This is a genomic window from Pseudomonas sp. 22526, assembly GCF_052044735.1.
Lineage (GTDB): Bacteria > Pseudomonadota > Gammaproteobacteria > Pseudomonadales > Pseudomonadaceae > Aquipseudomonas > Aquipseudomonas piscium.
The window spans coordinates 17598-37211 of record NZ_JBQENK010000005.1; the positions used below are offsets into that span (position 1 = coordinate 17598).

17 protein-coding genes are annotated in these 19614 nt (G+C 60.4%); 13 read left to right on the top strand and 4 right to left on the bottom strand.

Features of this window, described 5'->3' with window-relative positions:
* Positions 1-63: 63 nt before the first annotated feature.
* Entirely contained in the window at positions 64-2472 is a 2409-nt protein-coding gene (gene ftsK / locus ACTJKT_RS09065; protein ID WP_009044578.1) for a DNA translocase FtsK, read from the bottom strand.
* A 318-nt stretch (positions 2473-2790) separates the two neighbouring features.
* On the opposite strand from ftsK, the gene trxB reads away from it, so the two are divergent.
* The 4 genes from trxB to infA all read left to right on the top strand — a co-directional run bounded on the left by trxB (position 2791) and on the right by infA (position 5577).
* Positions 2791-3741: a thioredoxin-disulfide reductase gene (trxB, locus tag ACTJKT_RS09070; protein WP_440786845.1), complete on the top strand. Its 951-nt coding sequence runs from the start codon at positions 2791-2793 to the stop codon at positions 3739-3741.
* A gap of 71 nt (positions 3742-3812) precedes the next feature.
* Entirely contained in the window at positions 3813-4493 is a 681-nt protein-coding gene (aat, locus tag ACTJKT_RS09075; protein WP_440786846.1) for a leucyl/phenylalanyl-tRNA--protein transferase, read from the top strand.
* A 57-nt stretch (positions 4494-4550) separates the two neighbouring features.
* Positions 4551-5258: an arginyltransferase gene (locus tag ACTJKT_RS09080; RefSeq protein ID WP_007929216.1), complete on the top strand. Its 708-nt coding sequence runs from the start codon at positions 4551-4553 to the stop codon at positions 5256-5258.
* Positions 5259-5358: 100 nt separating this feature from the next.
* Positions 5359-5577, top strand: a complete 219-nt coding sequence (infA, locus tag ACTJKT_RS09085) for a translation initiation factor IF-1 (protein WP_002553999.1) — start codon at positions 5359-5361, stop codon at positions 5575-5577.
* A gap of 121 nt (positions 5578-5698) precedes the next feature.
* Here infA and clpA read toward each other — a convergent pair whose 3' ends face one another.
* Together clpA and clpS are read right to left on the bottom strand one after the other, a co-directional pair.
* Positions 5699-7969, bottom strand: a complete 2271-nt coding sequence (clpA, locus tag ACTJKT_RS09090; protein WP_415263251.1) for an ATP-dependent Clp protease ATP-binding subunit ClpA — start codon at positions 7967-7969, stop codon at positions 5699-5701.
* Positions 7970-7998: 29 nt separating this feature from the next.
* A complete protein-coding gene (gene clpS, locus ACTJKT_RS09095) occupies positions 7999-8361 on the bottom strand; it encodes an ATP-dependent Clp protease adapter ClpS (protein WP_009044582.1) in 363 nt (120 codons plus the stop codon).
* A 225-nt stretch (positions 8362-8586) separates the two neighbouring features.
* On the opposite strand from clpS, the gene cspD reads away from it, so the two are divergent.
* Positions 8587-8844: a cold shock domain-containing protein CspD gene (cspD, locus tag ACTJKT_RS09100; RefSeq protein WP_009049775.1), complete on the top strand. Its 258-nt coding sequence runs from the start codon at positions 8587-8589 to the stop codon at positions 8842-8844.
* Between the two features lie 93 nt (positions 8845-8937).
* On the opposite strand, the gene icd is transcribed toward cspD, so the two are convergent.
* Complete coding sequence (gene icd / locus ACTJKT_RS09105; protein WP_007929208.1) at positions 8938-10194, bottom strand: NADP-dependent isocitrate dehydrogenase; 1257 nt, start codon at positions 10192-10194, stop codon at positions 8938-8940.
* A gap of 504 nt (positions 10195-10698) precedes the next feature.
* On the opposite strand from icd, the gene ACTJKT_RS09110 reads away from it, so the two are divergent.
* The 8 genes from ACTJKT_RS09110 to ACTJKT_RS09145 all read left to right on the top strand — a co-directional run bounded on the left by ACTJKT_RS09110 (position 10699) and on the right by ACTJKT_RS09145 (position 19488).
* A complete protein-coding gene (locus ACTJKT_RS09110; protein ID WP_440786847.1) occupies positions 10699-12924 on the top strand; it encodes an NADP-dependent isocitrate dehydrogenase in 2226 nt (741 codons plus the stop codon).
* A 183-nt stretch (positions 12925-13107) separates the two neighbouring features.
* Positions 13108-13554, top strand: coding sequence for an NUDIX hydrolase (locus ACTJKT_RS09115; RefSeq protein WP_053279904.1), 447 nt, complete (start codon positions 13108-13110; stop codon positions 13552-13554).
* A gap of 71 nt (positions 13555-13625) precedes the next feature.
* Complete coding sequence (mnmA, locus tag ACTJKT_RS09120; protein WP_097304246.1) at positions 13626-14750, top strand: tRNA 2-thiouridine(34) synthase MnmA; 1125 nt, start codon at positions 13626-13628, stop codon at positions 14748-14750.
* Entirely contained in the window at positions 14747-15370 is a 624-nt protein-coding gene (gene hflD, locus ACTJKT_RS09125; RefSeq protein WP_009049779.1) for a high frequency lysogenization protein HflD, read from the top strand. The genes mnmA and hflD overlap by 4 nt, the downstream gene beginning before the upstream one ends.
* 126 nt (positions 15371-15496) lie before the next feature.
* Complete coding sequence (gene purB / locus ACTJKT_RS09130) at positions 15497-16867, top strand: adenylosuccinate lyase (RefSeq protein ID WP_092304507.1); 1371 nt, start codon at positions 15497-15499, stop codon at positions 16865-16867.
* A gap of 82 nt (positions 16868-16949) precedes the next feature.
* Entirely contained in the window at positions 16950-18116 is a 1167-nt protein-coding gene (locus ACTJKT_RS09135) for a ribosomal protein uL16 3-hydroxylase (protein ID WP_440786848.1), read from the top strand.
* The gene (locus ACTJKT_RS09140) at positions 18109-18534 is read left to right on the top strand and encodes a GNAT family N-acetyltransferase (RefSeq protein WP_440786849.1); all 426 of its coding nucleotides are present in this window, start codon (positions 18109-18111) and stop codon (positions 18532-18534) included. The genes ACTJKT_RS09135 and ACTJKT_RS09140 overlap by 8 nt, the downstream gene beginning before the upstream one ends.
* Before the next feature lie 198 nt (positions 18535-18732).
* Positions 18733-19488: a secretin N-terminal domain-containing protein gene (locus tag ACTJKT_RS09145; RefSeq protein ID WP_440786850.1), complete on the top strand. Its 756-nt coding sequence runs from the start codon at positions 18733-18735 to the stop codon at positions 19486-19488.
* Positions 19489-19614 lie beyond the last annotated feature (126 nt).

Below are 19614 nucleotides of genomic sequence, written 5' to 3' on the forward strand. Positions count from 1 at the left end.
CCTCATTAGATTCGTGGAAAAAACCGGCGGCGCAGGGTCGCGCCGCCTGTGTCGGGTCATTGTTCAGTCGCGCATCGGACCCGGCGCTATCACTTCGCGGGAGCCGTTGGTGTTCATGGCGGTCACCACCCCGGCCATCTCCATGGCTTCGATCATGCGGGCCGCGCGGTTGTAGCCGATCTTGAGCTTGCGCTGGACCGCGGAAATCGACGCCCGGCGGCTCTCGAGGACGAACTGCACCGCTTCGTCGTACAGCGCGTCGGTCTCGGCGTCGTCACCGTCGCCACCGCCGCTGCCGCCGTCGAAGCCGCTACCGGCCTCTTCGACACCGTTGAGGATGTCGTCGTTGTACTCCGGCGCGCCACGCAGTTTCCAGGCTTCCACCACCCGGTGCACTTCATCGTCGGAGACGAAGGCGCCATGGACACGGATCGGCAGGCTGGTGCCCGGCGGCATGTAGAGCATGTCACCGTGGCCCAGCAGCTGTTCGGCGCCGCCCTGGTCGATGATGGTCCGGGAGTCGATCTTGCTCGATACCTGGAACGCCATGCGGGTCGGAATGTTGGCCTTGATCAGGCCGGTGATCACGTCCACCGACGGACGCTGGGTCGCCAGGATCAGGTGGATCCCCGCGGCACGGGCTTTCTGGGCGATCCGCGCGATCAGCTCTTCGACCTTCTTGCCGACGATCATCATCATGTCGGCGAATTCGTCGACCACCACGACGATGGTCGGCAGCTTGGTCAGCAGCGGCGCTTCGTCGTGGATGCTTTCGCGGTTGTACAGCGGGTCGGTCAGCGGCGTACCGGCTTCGATCGCCTCTTTAACCTTGGCGTTGAAGCCCGACAGGTTACGCACGCCCATCTTCGCCATCAGCTTGTAGCGCCGCTCCATCTCGGCCACGCTCCAGCGCAGGGCGTTGGCGGCGTCCTTCATGTCGGTCACCACCGGGCACAGCAGGTGCGGGATGCCTTCATAGATCGACAGCTCGAGCATTTTCGGGTCGATCATGATCAGCTTGGCGTCTTCCGGGCCGGACTTGAACAGGATCGACAGGATCATCGCGTTCACCCCCACCGACTTACCGGAACCGGTGGTACCGGCCACCAGCAGGTGAGGCATCTTGGCCAGGTCGGTGATGATCGGCTTGCCGCCGATATCGTGGCCCAGGGCCAGGGTGACCGGGGATTTGAAGTTGTCGTATTCCGGGGTCGACAACACTTCGGAGAAGCGCACGATCTGCCGGTCTTCGTTGGGGATCTCGATACCCACGGTGGTCTTGCCGGGAATCACTTCCACTACCCGCACGCTGGTCACCGCCAGCGAACGCGCCAGGTCCTTGGCCAGGTTGGCGATACGGCTGACTTTCACACCGGCGGCCGGCTGGATTTCGTAACGGGTAATCACCGGGCCCGGATGGATCGAGTCCACCGAGACTTCGACCCCGAACTCCTTGAGTTTGATTTCCAGCAAATGGCCGACGGCGGCCAGCGACTCGGGGGAATAGTTGAGCTGTTTCTTTTCCGCCGGATCGAGAATCGAAATAGGCGGCAAGGTGCCTTCGACCGCGCTGTCGATGAACAGCGGAACCTGTTTCTCTTTCTGCACGCGCTTGCTTGGCTCGGGCGCTTTTACCGGGGCCGGGGCGATCACCGGCGGGACCTGTTTCTCACGGTCGGACATGTGCTTGCTCAGGGCCTGCTCGCGCTCGATCAGGCGCTCCTTGACCTTGGCCTGCTCACGTTTGTCGGTCACGGTCGGGGCGACCACTTCGTCGACCCGGGCATCCACTTCGCGCAACTGGGCAACCAGTTGCTTGCGTTCGGTACGCGCGGCCCACCAGCGGTTGGCGGCGCCCTGGAACAGTTCGAACAGGTCGAGGGTGATCTTGCCGGTCACATCCATGACCTTGAACCAGGAAAGATCGGTAAAAACGGTCAGGCCGAACAGGAACAGCGCGATGAACATCAGGGTACTGCCCTGGATGTTCAGCGCGTTCTTGGCCAGGTCGCCCAGGCTTTCACCCAGCGCCCCACCCGCGCCGGCCGGCAGACCGGTCGCCGCATGGAAATGGATATGCGCCAACGCGGCACCGGACAGCACCAGGAACACCAGGCCGATCAGGCGCCAGGAAAACAGCCAGCCGCTCCACTGCCATGGCTCATGGCGCTGACGGAAGATCTGATAAGTCTTGATCGCCAATAACAACGGGAAGATATAGGCGAAGTAACCCAACACCATAAACAGGATATCGGCGCTGTAAGAACCGGCAGGACCACCGAAGTTCTGTACATCTTCGATCTTGCTGTTATGACTCCAGCCCGGATCGTCTTTGCCATATGTCAGCAATGCCATCATCAGGAACAGGCACAAGGCCCCAATGGCGATCAACGCACCTTCCTTGAGCCGGTAGTGCAATTGCTGGCGCCAGAGTGGGACTACTGTTTTAGGTGCTGCGGTGGATTTCTTCAAAACGCGTCTTTTCCTGCGCCATGGGCGCGTCCAACTGTTGATCGACTAAAAAATACTGCCCAATCCAGGCAGGTAAAAAAGTTGACGAGTGTAACTGGGGCTACTTTTAACATTCTGCCCACGCATTGCGAAACTGTAAGAGCTGCCGCGTGCACTGCCGATGTATTCCATATAGGCGTGCAAACCCGCATTGTACGGGTTTGTAAGCGCCGTGCCACGCTGCTCAATACTGGGTGTAGCATAAGTCAGGAACACTTTACGCAGTATTCAATTTGAGCATGCATTCTCTTTTGTGACAAAGGCTTATGAGGTGTTTTTATGACCGAAGCGAAGCATTCACGCCTGATCATCCTGGGCTCCGGCCCTGCCGGTTACAGCGCTGCCGTTTATGCCGCACGCGCCAACCTCAAACCGACCGTCATCACCGGCCTGCAAGCCGGCGGCCAGTTGACCACCACCGTCGAGGTCGACAATTGGCCTGGCGATGTCGAAGGCCTGACCGGTCCGGTGCTGATGGAACGCATGCAAAAACACGCTGAACGCTTCGATACCGAGATCGTCTACGACCACATTCATACCGCGGAGTTGCAGCAGCGGCCCTTTATCCTCAAGGGCGACAGCGGCATCTATAGCTGTGACGCGCTGATCATCGCCACCGGCGCATCGGCCCAGTACCTGGGCCTGCCCTCCGAAGAAGCCTTCGCTGGCAAGGGTGTATCCGCCTGCGCTACCTGTGACGGCTTTTTTTATCGCAATCAAGTGGTTGCCGTGGTCGGCGGCGGCAACACCGCCGTGGAGGAAGCCCTGTACCTCTCCAACATCGCCAAAGAGGTGCACCTGGTGCACCGGCGCGACAAGCTGCGCGCGGAGAAAATCCTCCAGGACAAGCTGTTCGACAAAGCCGCCAAGGGCAATATCCGCCTGCACTGGAACCAGAATCTCGACGAAGTGCTGGGCGATGCCAGCGGCGTCACCGGCGCCCGCCTGCGCGACAGCCAGACCGGAGAGACCAACGAACTGGCACTGGCCGGCGTCTTCATCGCCATTGGCCATAAGCCCAATACGGACCTGTTCAAAAGCCAGCTGGAAATGCGCGACGGCTATCTGCTGGTCAAAGGCGGCAGCGAAGGCGATGCCACCGCCACCGGCATCGAGGGCGTATTCGCCGCGGGCGATGTAGCCGACCACGTGTATCGCCAGGCCGTCACCTCCGCGGGCGCGGGCTGCATGGCGGCCCTGGATGCGGAGAAATTCCTCGACGACAACTGACCTCCCGACCTACGCTTGCGGCGGGTCTTGCAGGCCCGCCACCGCCCTCCCCTTCCGCAAGTCTGAATGCCATGCTGACCTGGTTACAACGCAACACCTTCGAGTTTCCCCCGCTGGAAAAGGCCCTGCGCGACCCCAACGGCCTGCTGGCCGCCGGCGGCGACCTGTCGGCCGACCGACTGATCCAGGCCTATCGCCACGGCTGCTTTCCCTGGTTTTCCGAGGGCCAGCCCATCCTCTGGTGGTCACCCGACCCGCGTACAGTGTTATTTCCAGACGAACTGCACGTATCCCGCAGCCTGGGCAAACTGCTGCGCCAGCAACGTTACCAGGTCACCTTCGACCAGGATTTCGCCGCGGTCATCAGCGCCTGCGCGGCGCCACGCCCCTATGCCGATGGCACCTGGATCACCGAGTCGATGCAGAATGCCTACCTTGAATTGCACAAGCGCGGTCATGCCCATTCGGTCGAAGTCTGGGATCAGGGGTCGCTGGTAGGCGGGCTGTATGGCCTGGCAATGGGCCAGCTGTTTTTCGGCGAATCGATGTTCAGTCGGGCCGACAATGCGTCGAAATTCGGTTTCGTCACGCTGGTCCAACATTTACGGGCCTGGGGCTTTGCCCTGATCGACTGCCAGATGCCCACCGACCACCTGCACAGCCTGGGCGCCCGCGCCATCCCGCGCCAGGAGTTCGCCGGCTATCTGCGGCGCCATCTGGACCAGCCCAGCCGCGCCATATGGGTTTCCTAGGCGGGTTTTGCCGGTGTGGCTTACACTTAATTCAAAGCTAATCCCGAGGGTTGATTCATGACCGAGTTGGCGCGTTTGAAGTTTTATGCCACTCAGCCCCACTCTTGCAGCTACCTGCCCGAAGAACAGGCGACCACGCTGTTCCTCGACCCTAGCCAGCCCATGGATGTGCATGTCTACGCAGATCTGTCGGAAATGGGCTTTCGTCGCAGTGGCGACCACCTGTACCGGCCGCATTGCCAGAACTGCAATGCCTGTGTTCCGGCACGTATTCCTGCCGCGCAGTTTGTACCCAACCGTCAGCAAAAACGCATTCTCAAACGCAATGCCGACCTGAAGGTCCAGCCTGTCAAACCGGGGTTCAGCGAAGAGTATTTCGACCTTTACCAGCGTTATATCGAGCAACGCCACGCCGATGGCGACATGTACCCGCCCAGCCGCGATCAGTTCTCGACCTTTCTGGTTCGCGACCTGCCCTTCTCCAGGTTCTACGAGTTCCGCCTCGATGGGCGCCTGCTCGCCGTGGCCGTCACCGACCTGCTGCCCAATGGCCTTTCCGCGGTCTACACCTTCTACGAACCCGATGAGGAGCGTCGCAGCCTCGGTCGCTACGCCATTCTGTGGCAAATAGGCGAAGCCTTGCGCCTGGGCCTGGACGCGGTCTACCTCGGATACTGGATCAAGAACTGCAAAAAGATGAACTACAAGACCCAATATCGGCCCATTGAGCTGCTGATTAACCAGAGATGGGTCATCCTGAACTAGAAGCCCTTGGCTTGAACCCCACTTTTCGGGCACAATGCACGCCGCTTTTGCCTGGCGCAGTTGCACCGGGCCATTCATTGGACACCGAGGGCTTTACTGCATGTCGAAAGAAGACAGCTTCGAAATGGAAGGCACTGTCGTCGACACCCTGCCCAACACCATGTTTCGTGTGGAGTTGGAAAATGGGCACGTCGTAACCGCGCATATCTCCGGCAAGATGCGCAAGAACTACATTCGTATTCTTACCGGTGACAAAGTGCGCGTCGAACTGACGCCCTATGACTTGAGCAAAGGGCGCATCACTTACCGCGCTCGCTAAGCAAGTCAATACAAGACGCCCGGCCCACGCCGGGCGTTTTTGTTTGCCTGCGATTTACTCCGCATACCTGCAGAACAGATATAAAAAAGGCGCCTTGCGGCGCCTTTTTTATTGCGGCCTATCAGGCCATTTCTGCGGTGGTCTCGAACTCGAAGGTCAGCTCGCCATCCTTGATGTCGATGTGTACCACACCGCCATGTTCGGCCAGTTCGCCAAAGAGTATCTCTTCCGCCAGCGGACGCTTGATCTTGTCCTGGATCAGGCGCGCCATAGGACGAGCGCCCATGGTCACGTCGTAACCACCTGCCGCCAGCCAGCTGCGGGCCGCGTCGGTGACTTCCAGCTGGACGCGCTTGTCCTCCAGCTGCGCCTGCAGTTCGGTAAGGAACTTGTCCACCACGCTCTTGATAACCTCATGGCTGAGGCGACCAAACTGGATAATGGTGTCCAGACGGTTACGGAATTCCGGCGTGAAGCTCTTCTTGATCACTTCCATGGCATCGGAAGAGTGATCCTGATGAGTGAAGCCGATGGAAGCCCGCGCCGCGGTTTCGGCACCCGCGTTGGTGGTCATGATCACGATCACGTTGCGGAAATCCGCCTTGCGCCCGTTGTTGTCGGTCAAGGTACCGTGGTCCATCACCTGCAGCAGCAGGTTGAAGACTTCCGGGTGTGCCTTCTCGATTTCATCGAGCAGCAGTACGCAGTGAGGCTGCTTGGTAATAGCTTCGGTCAGCAAACCGCCCTGGTCGAAACCGACATAACCCGGAGGCGCACCGATCAGACGCGAGACGGTGTGACGCTCCATGTACTCGGACATGTCGAAACGCACCAGCTCGATGCCCAGCGCCTTGGCCAACTGCCGCGCGGCCTCGGTCTTACCGACACCGGTAGGCCCGGCGAACAGGAACGAACCGACGGGCTTGTCTGGCGATTTCAGGCCGGCACGGGACAGCTTGATCGCGGTCGACAGCGAGTCGATCGCCGCATCCTGGCCGAACACCGTCAACTTCAGGTCACGCTCGAGGTTACGCAGCAGCTCCTTGTCGGAACTGGTGACGTGTTTCGGCGGAATCCGCGCGATTTTCGCCACGATATCCTCGACCTGAGCCACCTCGATACGCTTGACGCGCTTGTCGGACGGTTGCAGCCGCTGATAGGCGCCCGCCTCGTCGATCACGTCGATCGCCTTGTCGGGCATATGCCGGTCATTGATATAACGCGATGCCAGTTCGGCGGCGGCGCGCAGTGCCTCATCGCTGTACTCGATGCTGTGGTGCTGCTCGAAACGCCCCTTGAGGCCGCGCAGAATGCCGATGGTGTCCTCTACCGAAGGCTCGGACACATCGACCTTCTGGAAGCGGCGAGCCAAGGCCCGGTCCTTCTCGAAAATTCCACGGAATTCCTGGAAGGTGGTCGAACCGATGCAACGGATATCACCCGAGGAAAGCAGCGGCTTGAGCAGGTTCGAGGCATCCATCACCCCACCGGACGCCGCACCGGCGCCAATGATGGTGTGAATCTCGTCGATGAACAGGATCGCCTGCGGACGTTTCTTCAATTCGCCCAGCAACGCCTTGAAGCGCTTCTCGAAATCGCCGCGGTATTTGGTACCCGCCAGCAACGCACCGAGATCCAGGGAATACACCACGCTGTTGGCCAGCAGATCAGGCACCTGGCTGTCGACGATGCGCTTGGCCAAGCCTTCGGCGATCGCGGTTTTACCTACACCAGCCTCGCCTACCAGCAGCGGGTTGTTCTTGCGCCGGCGCGCGAGAATCTGCGCCACACGCTCGACTTCCTGCTCACGCCCCACCAACGGGTCGATACGCCCCTGGCGTGCCAGTTCATTAAGGTTGCTGGCATAAGCATCCAGCGGATTACCTGAAGAGGAAGACTCACCGCCTTCATCGTCCTGCATATCCTGTTCACCTTCAGAATGATCGCCATGCCCGGGCACCTTGGAGATGCCATGGGCGATGTAGTTGACGACATCGATACGGGCAACGCTCTGCTGTTTCAGCAGGAACACTGCCTGACTCTCTTGCTCACTGAAGATCGCAACCAGCACATTGGCGCCAGTCACTTCGCGCTTGCCCGAGCTCTGCACATGGAAGACAGCACGCTGCAGTACACGCTGGAAGCCCAGGGTTGGCTGGGTTTCGCGATCCTCGTCATGCACGGGAATCAGTGGCGTGGTGGAGTCGATGAACTCCTGCAGGTCGTGCTTGAGTTTGTCGAGGTTTGCTCCGCAGGCACGCAAAACGGTGGCGGCGGCCTCATTATCCAAAAGAGCCAACAAGAGGTGCTCGACGGTCATGAACTCATGACGCTTCGAACGAGCCTCTTTGAAGGCGAGATTGAGGGTGACTTCGAGCTCGCGGTTTAACATAGCTTCACCTCATACCCAAGTGGTCGGCGTTAACCGTCCTTCTCGATTTCACAGAGTAGCGGATGCTGGCTTTCCCTGGCGTACTGGTTGACCTGCATGGCCTTGGTCTCGGCGATGTCGCGGGTAAACAATCCACATACTGCCCGTCCTTCTGTATGAACGGCCAGCATTACCTTGGTCGCCAGCTCGCGATTCAGGTTAAAAAACACCTCGAGCACTTCGACGACGAAATCCATCGGTGTGTAGTCATCATTGAACAAAACCACCTTGTACATCGGCGGAGCCTGCAACGTCGGCTTAGCTTCCTGTACAGCCAAGCCAGCGGAATCGTCGTCTTGGAAATCCGGGCGATCCTGATTGAATGTTAGTCGAATCTGGCTGATTGCATGCATGGAAAGAAAGGTTCGTTAGTTGTGCAAATACAGTGGTGGGGGCGCTCTGGGGGGATTTCAACTCCGACCGCCGGGTCACCTTGACTATCGGCAAAACGGTGTTACAACCAATAGAGCCCACATTGGGTAATAAAGGTCCGTACAGTCAATCCTATATTGCGGATTTCGGTACGGATTAACAGGATGATACTCCAGTGATGGAGTCTGTTGCAGAGGGATATGAGCATGGCAAGCGGCAAGGTCAAGTGGTTCAACAACGCCAAGGGTTATGGCTTCATTAATGAGGAGGGCAAGAGCGACGACCTTTTCGCCCATTACTCGGCCATCGAGATGGAAGGCTACAAAACCTTGAAAGCCGGACAGGCCGTGAGTTTTGAGATCACCCAAGGGCCCAAGGGCCTGCACGCAGTGAAGATCAACTCCATCAAGACCCAGAATGCCTCCGCCGCAGCCTCTCCCCAGCAGGAAACGGTCCTGAGCTGAAACACCTGTATCCAGGTCCAACCCTAAAAAACAGTCATAAAAAAACGGCCGGTTCAATCATTTGAACCGGCCGCTTCGTTTGATGCGTACTGCTTACATGTGCGAGATCAGCGCATCGCCGAATGCCGACGACGACAACAGCGTGGCGCCTTCCATCAGGCGCTCGAAGTCGTAGGTCACGGTCTTGGCACCAATGGCGCCGTTGGTGCCCTTGATGATCAGGTCGGCCGCTTCGGTCCAGCCCATATGACGCAGCATCATTTCCGCGGAGAGGATCAGCGAGCCCGGGTTCACCTGGTCCTTGCCCGCGTACTTCGGCGCCGTACCGTGGGTCGCCTCGAACATGGCCACGGTGTCGGACAGGTTGGCGCCCGGAGCGATACCGATCCCGCCTACTTCAGCCGCCAGTGCATCGGACAGGTAGTCACCGTTCAGGTTGAGGGTGGCGATCACGTCGTATTCGGCCGGACGCAGCAGGATCTGCTGGAGCATCGCATCGGCGATGGCGTCCTTGACGATCACGTTCTTGCCGGTTTTCGGGTTCTTGAACTGCATCCACGGGCCGCCGTCGAGCAGCGTCGCGCCAAATTCTTCCGCCGCCACTTCATAGGCCCACTCCTTGAAGGCACCTTCGGTGAACTTCATGATGTTGCCTTTATGCACGATGGTCAGCGAATCGCGATCGTTGTCGACCACATATTGCAGCGCCTTGCGCGCCAGACGCTTGGTGCCCTGCAGGGAAACCGGCTTGACGCCGATACCGCAGTTTTCGTCGAAACGGATCTTGGTGACGCCCATTTCTTCTTTGAGGAACTTGATGACCTTGGTCGCTTCGGCGGAACCGGCCTTCCATTCGATACCGGCGTAAATGTCTTCCGAGTTCTCACGGAAAATGGTCATGTCGACATCGCCAGGCTTCTTCACCGGACTCGGCACGCCTTCGAACCAGCGCACCGGACGCAGGCACACATACAGGTCAAGCTGCTGACGCAGCGCCACGTTCAGGGAACGGATACCGCCACCTACCGGAGTGGTCAGCGGGCCCTTGATGGAAACCACGTAATCCTTGACTGCGTCCAGAGTCTCCTGAGGGAGCCAGGTGTCCTGGTCGTACACTTGAGTTGCTTTCTCGCCGGCATAGACTTCCATCCAGGAGATTTTGCGCTCGCCGCCGTAGGCCTTCTTAACAGCAGCATCGACAACCTTGATCATGACCGGGCTGATATCAACGCCAATACCATCGCCTTCGATGAAAGGGATGATCGGGTTGTTAGGAACATTGAGAGAATGGTCTGCGTTGACGGTGATTTTGTCGCCGACTGCTGGAACCTGAATCTTCTTGTATCCCATGCTGAACTCCGTTGTGTGGATTGAACATCTGGCTGCGTTCGAGCGTACCCCAGTTGAATCTGGACGGGAACCTCATGTTCCACTCATATGCCGTGAAGGCTGCGCAGTTCGTGGCCTACAAGCCTGAAAGCAAAGGGAAAAGCGACAAACTCGAGCACTTTGGGGGACTCTACGCCGCCACCCCACCTGCGACCTTTAGACCAATGGACGAGATCGGTTGCATATGAACCGTCGGCGTTTTGCCAGCTACCTATGTATAATGCCGCCGCTGACCACAGAGTCACGACGGCTGAGCGCTCTGCTACTGGAAAAAAGGAGCCGAGACTTTCCGCCCAAAGCCGGGTTGTTACCGCAGCCCACCCGCTTGACGCTCGACTGATGCACCCAACATCACCGCGAAGAAACCTCGATATTCGGTTCATGGATGACTTTGAACGAACGCGCTTACCCGGCGCCCCTCGAGTTTCTGCGCACGCTTTAGCAAAGAAGAGAGTTAATCCGAATATGCCCACCCGCTCGAAGATCATCTATACCTTCACCGACGAAGCCCCCGCCCTCGCCACCTACTCGCTGCTACCTATCGTCGAAGCCTTCACCGCTTCCGCTGATATTGCCGTGGAAACCCGCGACATCTCTCTCGCAGGGCGTATTCTTGCCAGCTTCCCGGAGCTGCTGGGCGACAAAGCCGTACCGGACCACCTGGCCGAGCTGGGCGACCTGGCTGTAACCCCTGAAGCCAACATCATCAAGCTGCCGAACATCAGTGCTTCGGTACCGCAGCTTCAGGCCGCGATCAAAGAGCTGCAAGCCAAGGGCTACGCCCTGCCGGACTACCCGGAAACCGTCACCTGCGACGCCGACAAAGACGCCAAGGCGCGCTACGACAAGGTCAAGGGCAGCGCCGTGAACCCGGTCCTGCGCGAAGGCAACTCCGACCGCCGCGCTCCGCTGTCGGTCAAGAACTACGCGCGCAAGCACCCGCACAAAATGGGCGCCTGGGCCAAAGACTCCAAGTCCCACGTTGCTCACATGAGCCAGGGCGATTTCTACGGCAGCGAAAAAGCCGCCCTGATCGACGCCCAGGACACCGTGAAGATCGAGCTGATCGCTCAAGACGGTAGCGCTACCGTCCTGAAGGAAAAAACCGCCGTACAAGCCGGCGAGATCCTCGATTGCGCAGTCATGAGCAAGAAGGCCCTGCGGGCTTTCGTTGCCGCCGAGATCGAAGACGCCAAGAAGCAAGGCGTACTGCTGTCGGTACACCTGAAAGCCACCATGATGAAGGTTTCCGACCCGATCATGTTCGGCCAGATCGTTGCCGAGTTCTATCAGGACGCCCTGAGCAAGCACGCTGACGTGCTGAGCCAGATCGGCTTCAACCTGAACAACGGCATCGGCGACCTGTACGCCCGCATCAAGGCCCTGCCCGCGGAGCAGCAAGCGCAGATCGAAGCCGACATCCAGGCGGTCTACGCCGTGCGCCCTACCCTGGCCATGGTCAACTCCGACAAAGGCATCACCAACCTGCACGTGCCGAGCGACGTGATCGTCGACGCCTCGATGCCGGCCATGATCCGTGACTCCGGCAAGATGTGGGGCACCGACGGCCAGCTGCACGACACCAAGGCCCTGATCCCGGATCGTTGCTACGCCACCATCTACCAGGCCGTGATCGAAGACTGCAAGGCCAACGGCGCCTTCGACCCGACCACCATGGGCAGCGTGCCAAACGTTGGCCTGATGGCGAAGAAAGCCGAAGAGTACGGTTCCCACGACAAGACCTTCCAGATCAAGGCTGACGGCGTCGTGCGCGTCACCGACAGCAAGGGCAACCTGCTGCTGGAACAGGCCGTCGAAGCCGGCGACATCTTCCGCATGTGCCAGACCAAGGACGCGCCGATCCAGGATTGGGTCAAGCTGGCCGTCAACCGCGCTCGCGCCAGCAGCACTCCAGCGATTTTCTGGCTGGACCCGATGCGCGCCCACGACGGCGTGATGATCGAGAAGGTTCAGGCTTACCTGAAGGATCACGACACCGCCGACCTGGACATCCGCGTGATGTCGCCGGTCGATGCCATGAAGTTCACCCTGGCCCGCACCCGCGAAGGCAAGGACACCATCTCCGTCACCGGCAACGTGCTGCGCGACTACCTGACTGACCTGTTCCCGATCATGGAACTGGGCACCAGCGCCAAGATGCTGTCGATCGTGCCGCTGATGAACGGCGGCGGCCTGTTCGAAACCGGCGCCGGCGGTTCGGCTCCGAAGCACGTGCAGCAGCTGCTGGAAGAGAACTTCCTGCGCTGGGATTCCCTGGGTGAGTTCCTGGCCCTGGCCGCCTCCCTGGAGCACCTGGGCAACACCTATAACAACCCGAAAGCGCTGGTATTGGCCAAGACACTCGACCAGGCAACCGGTCAGTTCCTGGACAACAACAAGTCGCCATCGCGCAAAGTCGGCAACATCGACAACCGCGGCAGCCACTTCTACCTGGCGCTGTACTGGGCCCAGGCCCTGGCCGCCCAGACCGAAGATGCAGCCCTGCAAGCGCAGTTCAGCACCCTGGCCAAGACCCTGACCGAGAACGAAGCGACTATCGTCGCCGAGCTCAACGGCGTTCAAGGCAAGCCAGTGGACATCGGCGGCTACTACAGCGCCAACCCTGAGCTGGTGAGCAAGGCCATGCGCCCAAGCGCCACCCTCAACGCGGCTATCGCTGCGCTGGTTTAAGCAACACCGCTGCAATGCAAACCCCGGCCAGGTGCCGGGGTTTGTGCTTTCTGGACAACACCTTCCCTGCAGGAGCGAAGCTTGCTCGCGATAGNCGCACTGTTTTCATCGCGAGCAAGCTTCGCTCCTACGGGGCTGGCGTTCGCCTTATGATGTCCACCCACTCAAGACAGAGCTTTATATATGGAATGGCAACCCCACATCACCGTCGCCACCATCGTTGAGGATCAGGGACGTTTTCTGTTCGTCGAAGAGTTCCAAGGCGACCAGGCGGTGTTCAACCAGCCCGCCGGGCACCTGGACCCGGACGAAAGCCTGCTCCAGGCCGCCATTCGCGAAACCCTGGAAGAAACCGGCTGGGACATCGAGTTGACCGGCGTGGTCGGCATCTACCTGTATACCGCCCCCAGCAATGGCGTGACCTACCAGCGCGTCTGCTTTGCCGGCAAACCGCTCAGGCACCACCCCGATTACCCACTGGACGACGGCATCATCGGCCCGCGCTGGCTGAGCCGCGACGAACTGCTGGCCTTGCGCCCGCAATGGCGCAGCGAGCTGATCATCCGTTGCGTCGACGACTATCTGGCCGGGCAACTACACAGCCTCGAGCTGATCCGTCCGTCGCTTTAACCGCAGTTTTAGCCTTGCAGGCCTCAGCCTGTTAGAATCGCGTCCTTTTTCAAGACACCCGTTGAATTCCTATGCGTGATCCAGCCCCTTCTGACACCCAAAAGAAGCGCGTCATCGTCGGCATGTCCGGCGGCGTGGACTCTTCCGTTTCCGCCCTCCTGCTGATGGAGCAGGGTTACCAGGTGGAAGGCCTGTTCATGAAGAACTGGGAGGAAGACGACGGAACCGAGTACTGCACCGCCATGGACGACCTCGCGGACGCCCAGGCCGTGTGCGACAAGATCGGCATCAAGCTGCACACCGCCAACTTCGCCGCCGAGTACTGGGACAATGTGTTCGAGCACTTCCTGGCCGAATACAAGGCCGGCCGCACGCCGAACCCGGACATCCTGTGCAACCGTGAAATCAAGTTCAAGGCGTTCCTCGACTACGCCATGATGCTTGGTGCCGACCTGATCGCCACCGGCCACTATGTGCGCCGCCGCGACATCGACGGGCGCACCGAGCTGCTCAAGGGCCTGGATCCGAACAAGGACCAGAGTTACTTCCTGCACGCCGTCGGCGGCGAGCAGATCGCCAAGACCCTGTTCCCGGTCGGCGAGCTGGAAAAGCCCGAAGTCCGCGCCATCGCCGAGAAACACGACCTGGCCACCGCCAAGAAGAAGGACTCCACCGGTATCTGCTTTATCGGTGAGCGGCGCTTCAGCGACTTCCTCAAGCAATACCTGCCGGCCCAGCCCGGCGAGATCAAGACCACCGAAGGTGAAGTGATCGGCCGCCACCACGGCCTGATGTACCACACCATCGGCCAGCGCCAGGGCCTGGGCATCGGCGGCCTCAAGGACGCCGGCGAAGAGCCGTGGTACGTCCTGATCAAGGACCTGGAACACAACGAGCTGATCGTTGGCCAGGGCAACGATCACCCGTGGCTGTTCTCCCGCGCCCTGCTCGCCTCCGACATCTATTGGGTCAACCCGATCGACCTGAGCCAACCGCGCCGCCTCACCGCGAAAGTGCGCTATCGCCAGAGCGACCAGCCCTGCACCCTGGAAAAGACCGCCAACGGCTACCGCGCCACCTTCGACGACCCGCAACGCGCGGTCACCCCCGGCCAATCCGTAGTCTTCTATGACGGCGAAATCTGCCTGGGCGGTGGCGTGATCGAAGTCGCAGAGCCCTGGAGCAGCAAGGCATGAGCCCGACCCAGGAACAACTGACGGCATTGGGCGGCGTGTTTCTCGCCGCCGTCCTGGTGGACAAGATCGCCAAGACCGGCCAGGTCACCGAAGCGGCCTTGAGCTGCATGCTCGGCAGCCTGCTGATCCGCGACCCGAAAGACACCCTGGAAGTCTACGGTGGCGACGACATCAACCTGCGTGAGGGTTATCGCGCCCTGATCGGCGCCCTGGAACGCGACCCCAGCACCCTGCAGCGCGAGCCGCTGCGCTACGCCCTGTCGATGCTAGGGCTCGAGCGCCAGCTGGCCAAGCGCGACGACCTGCTGGAAATCATCGGCAAGCGCCTGCCGCAGATTCAGTCCCAGGTCGAACACTTCGGCCCGGCCCACGAAAACGTGATTGCCGCCTGCGGCTCGCTGTATCAGGACACCCTGAGCACCCTGCGCCAGCGGATCCAGGTGCATGGCGACATGCGCAACCTGCAGCAGCCGAGCAACGCCTCGAAGATCCGCGCCCTGCTGTTGGCCGGCATCCGTTCGGCGCGCCTGTGGCGCCAGTTGGGTGGCCATCGCTGGCAGCTGGTGATCAGCCGCCGCAAATTGCTCAAAGAGCTTTATCCGCTGATGCGCAGCAGCTGAACTGCGCCCGCAAGACCTTTTGTAGTCAGTAACGCGTAAGACGCTGGTCAGTTGGCAACGGACCGGCGGATATTTTCATGTATGATACGCGCCCCATTTCGTTGCCCGACTGTCCGAGAACACCCCATGCAGCTCTCTTCGCTCACTGCGGTTTCCCCTGTTGACGGCCGCTACGCCGGCAAAACCCAGGCCCTGCGCCCCATTTTCAGCGAATACGGCCTGATCCGTGCTCGCGTCCTGGTCGAAGTGCGCTGGCTCCAGCGCCTGGCTGCCCATTCCGCCATCAGCGAAGTGCCAGCGTTTTCCGCTGAGGCCAACGCTGTGCTGAACACCCTGGCGGAAAACTTCTCTCTGGAGCACGCCGAGCGTGTCAAAGAGATCGAACGCACCACCAACCACGACGTCAAGGCCATCGAGTACCTCCTCAAGGAACAGGCCGCCAAGCTGCCTGAACTGGCCAACGTCAGCGAATTCATCCACTTCGCCTGCACCAGCGAGGACATCAACAACCTGTCCCACGCCCTGATGCTGCGCGAAGGCCGCGACGAGGTGATGCTGCCGCTGATGCGCCAGACCGCCGGGGCTATCCGCGAACTGGCTCTGCGCTTCGCCGACGTGCCAATGCTGTCGCGCACCCACGGTCAGCCGGCCTCGCCGACCACCCTGGGCAAGGAACTGGCGAACGTGGTGTACCGCCTGGAGCGCCAGATCGCTCAGGTCGCCGCCGTGCCGCTGCTGGGCAAGATCAACGGCGCCGTGGGCAACTACAACGCCCACCTGTCGGCCTACCCGGAAATCGACTGGGAAGCCAACGCCCGTGCCTTCATCGAAGACGAGCTGGGCCTGAGCTTCAACCCGTACACCACGCAGATCGAGCCGCACGACTACATCGCCGAGCTGTTCGACGCCATCGCGCGCTTCAACACCATCCTGATCGACTTCGATCGCGATATCTGGGGCTACATCTCCCTGGGCTACTTCAAGCAGCGCACCATCGCCGGCGAAATCGGTTCCTCGACCATGCCGCACAAGGTCAACCCGATCGACTTCGAGAACTCCGAAGGCAACCTGGGCATCGCCAATGCGCTGTTCCAGCACCTGGCGAGCAAACTGCCGATCTCCCGCTGGCAGCGCGACCTGACCGACTCCACCGTCCTGCGTAACCTGGGCGTCGGTTTCGCCCACAGCGTGATCGCTTACGAAGCCAGCCTCAAAGGCATCAGCAAGCTGGAGCTCAACGCCCAGAAGATCGCCGAAGACCTGGACGCCTGCTGGGAAGTCCTGGCCGAGCCGATCCAGACCGTGATGCGTCGCTACAACATCGAAAACCCGTACGAAAAACTCAAGGAACTGACTCGCGGCAAGGGCATCAGCCCTGAAGCGCTGCAGACCTTCATCGACGCGCTGGAAATGCCTGAAGCCGCCAAGGCCGAGCTGAAGAAGCTCACCCCGGCCAGCTACATCGGCAACGCCGTGGCCCAAGCCAAACGCATCTGATCGATGGCAAGACCTTTGACGCCCGGCAGCGCCGGGCGTTTTTATTCCCGTATGAAAAGTGCATTTTTTCAATAGGTTACACATGAATCCTGACATTCCTCTTCAACTTTTGGGCGGCATCAGCGCACGGGAATTCCTGCGTGACTACTGGCAGAAAAAGCCCCTGCTGATCCGTCAGGCCCTGCCCGACTTCGAAAGCCCGATCGACGCCGACGAACTGGCCGGCCTGGCGCTGGAAGAAGAGGTCGAGTCGCGCCTGGTCATCGAGCACGGCGAACGCCCCTGGGAACTGCGCCGCGGCCCGTTCGCCGAAGACGAGTTCAGCAAGCTGCCGGAGCGTGACTGGACCCTGCTGGTCCAGGCCGTCGACCAGTTCGTGCCGGAAGTCGCCGAACTGCTGGAGCATTTCCGCTTCCTGCCGAGCTGGCGCATTGACGACGTGATGATCAGCTTCGCCGCTCCCGGCGGTAACGTCGGTCCGCACTTCGATAACTACGACGTGTTCCTGCTGCAAGGCCACGGCAAGCGCAACTGGAAGATCGGCCAGATGTGCGACGCCGAGAGCCCGCTGCTGCAGCACGCGGACCTGCGCATCCTCGCCGAATTCGAAGAAACCGAAAGCTGGGTCCTGGAACCCGGCGACATGCTCTACCTGCCACCGCGCCTGGCCCATTACGGCGTTGCAGTGAATGACTGCATGACCTACTCGGTGGGCTTCCGCGCTCCGAGCGCCGCCGAAGTGCTGACCCACTTCACCGACTTCCTCAGCCAGTACCTGCCGGACGAAGACCGCTATACCGACGCCGACGTGCAACCTGTCAGCGATCCGCACCAGATCCAGCACGACGCCCTCGATCGCCTCAAGGGCCTGCTGGCCGAGCACATGAGCGACGAGCGCATGCTGCTGACCTGGTTCGGCCAGTTCATGACCGAGCCGCGCTACCCGGAACTGGTGGTCGGCCCCGAGCTGGAAGAAGAAGACCTGCTCGGCAGTCTCGAACAGGGCGCCATCCTGATCCGCAACCCGAGCGCGCGCCTGGCCTGGTCCGAAGTCGACGACGACCTGCTGCTGTTCGCCAGCGGCCAGAGCCGTTACCTGCCGGGCAAGCTGCGTGAACTGCTGAAGATGATTTGCGCCGCCGACGCGCTGCACCTCGACAACCTCGGCCCATGGCTGGCGGACGAGGATGGACGCAGCCTGCTGTGCGAACTGGTCAAGCAAGGAAGCCTGGGATTTGCCGATGAATAAGATTCGCGTACGTGTCGCAGACTGGCAAAAGGATAACGCCGAGATCCGGCGCATTCGTGAAGCAGTGTTCATCGTCGAGCAATCCGTCCCGCCCGAACTGGAGTGGGACGCCGACGACGACAGCGCGGTGCATTTCCTCGCGCTCGAAGGCGACTTTCCGATCGGTACCGCCCGCCTGCTGCCCGACGGGCAGGTCGGCCGGGTATCGGTCCTCAAGGACTGGCGCGGCCTGAAGGTCGGCGACGCACTGATGCAGGCAGTGATCGGCGAAGCCGAGAAACGTGGCCTCAAGCAGCTGATGCTCAGCGCCCAGGTTCAGGCTACCGCCTTCTATGAGCGCCTGGGCTTCAGCATCGTCAGCGCGGAATTCCTGGAAGCAGGCATCCCTCACGTCGACATGGTCCGCGGCAACGCCTGAGCAAGCCCTGCGCAGCAGTGAACCTGCCAGCGATAATCCTGCCAGACGTCACAAAACGCCCCGCCCTCCCCGGATCCAGCAAGCTAAGCTGGCTCCTTGGAGGCTGGGGCGTTTTGCTATCGGCGATTCAACTTGCCCCACCGCGAGCCGACAAACTGTCAAACTCAAGGCTTCCACCCCATAGCGGAGATAACGGACATGTCCCTACGCACCCTGCTCACGACGCTGCTGCTGACTGCAAGCTTTTCAGTCACGGCTGCGACCGAGATCGTGCCCCTGAACAACCGCACCAGCGCCGACCTGCTGCCCGTCGCGCAGAACTTCCTCGGCAAGGAAGGCCGGGTCAGCGCCTACGGCAACCAGCTGATCGTCAATGCTGAACCGGAGAAGATCGAGGAACTGCGCGCCTTCATCGCGCAATTGGATACCGCCGCCAAACGCCTGCTGATCACGGTCGACACCAACGAAAACAACAGCCAGAACAATCAGGGTTATTCGGTCAACGGCGCGCCACAAACTCGCATCATCACCCGCAGCACCGCCAGCCGCGATGGCGGCATACAGCAGATCCAGGCCAGCGAAGGCATACCGGCGCTGATCCAGGTTGGCCAGAGCGTGCCGCTGACCACCACCCAGACCGATCCTTACGGTCGCCTGCAGAACCAGACCCAGTATCGCAATGTCACCCAGGGCTTCTACGTCACAGCCAGCGTCACCGGCGAAACCGTTCACCTGAGCATCAGTACCAACCGTGACCGCATGAGCCAGGAACGTCCCGATGTAGTGAATGTGCAAAGTACCGACACAACTGTCAGCGGCCGCCTTGGCGAGTGGATCACCCTGGCCGGCGTCAATCGCCAGAACCAGGCCGACAAACAGGCTGAAACCCGCAGCTACTCGACTCAGGGCCGGGATGACATGACCTTGCGAGTGAAAGTCGACGCCTTGGACTAAAGCACCGAAAACTGACTGATTAGTCGTATTAGACCAAAGATGTAGTGTTAGAAAAAAAGCACTACAAAACGTTTGACGAGGCAAAAAACCGAAGGCATGATGGCCTCGCTCCCGCTAATCAGGGGC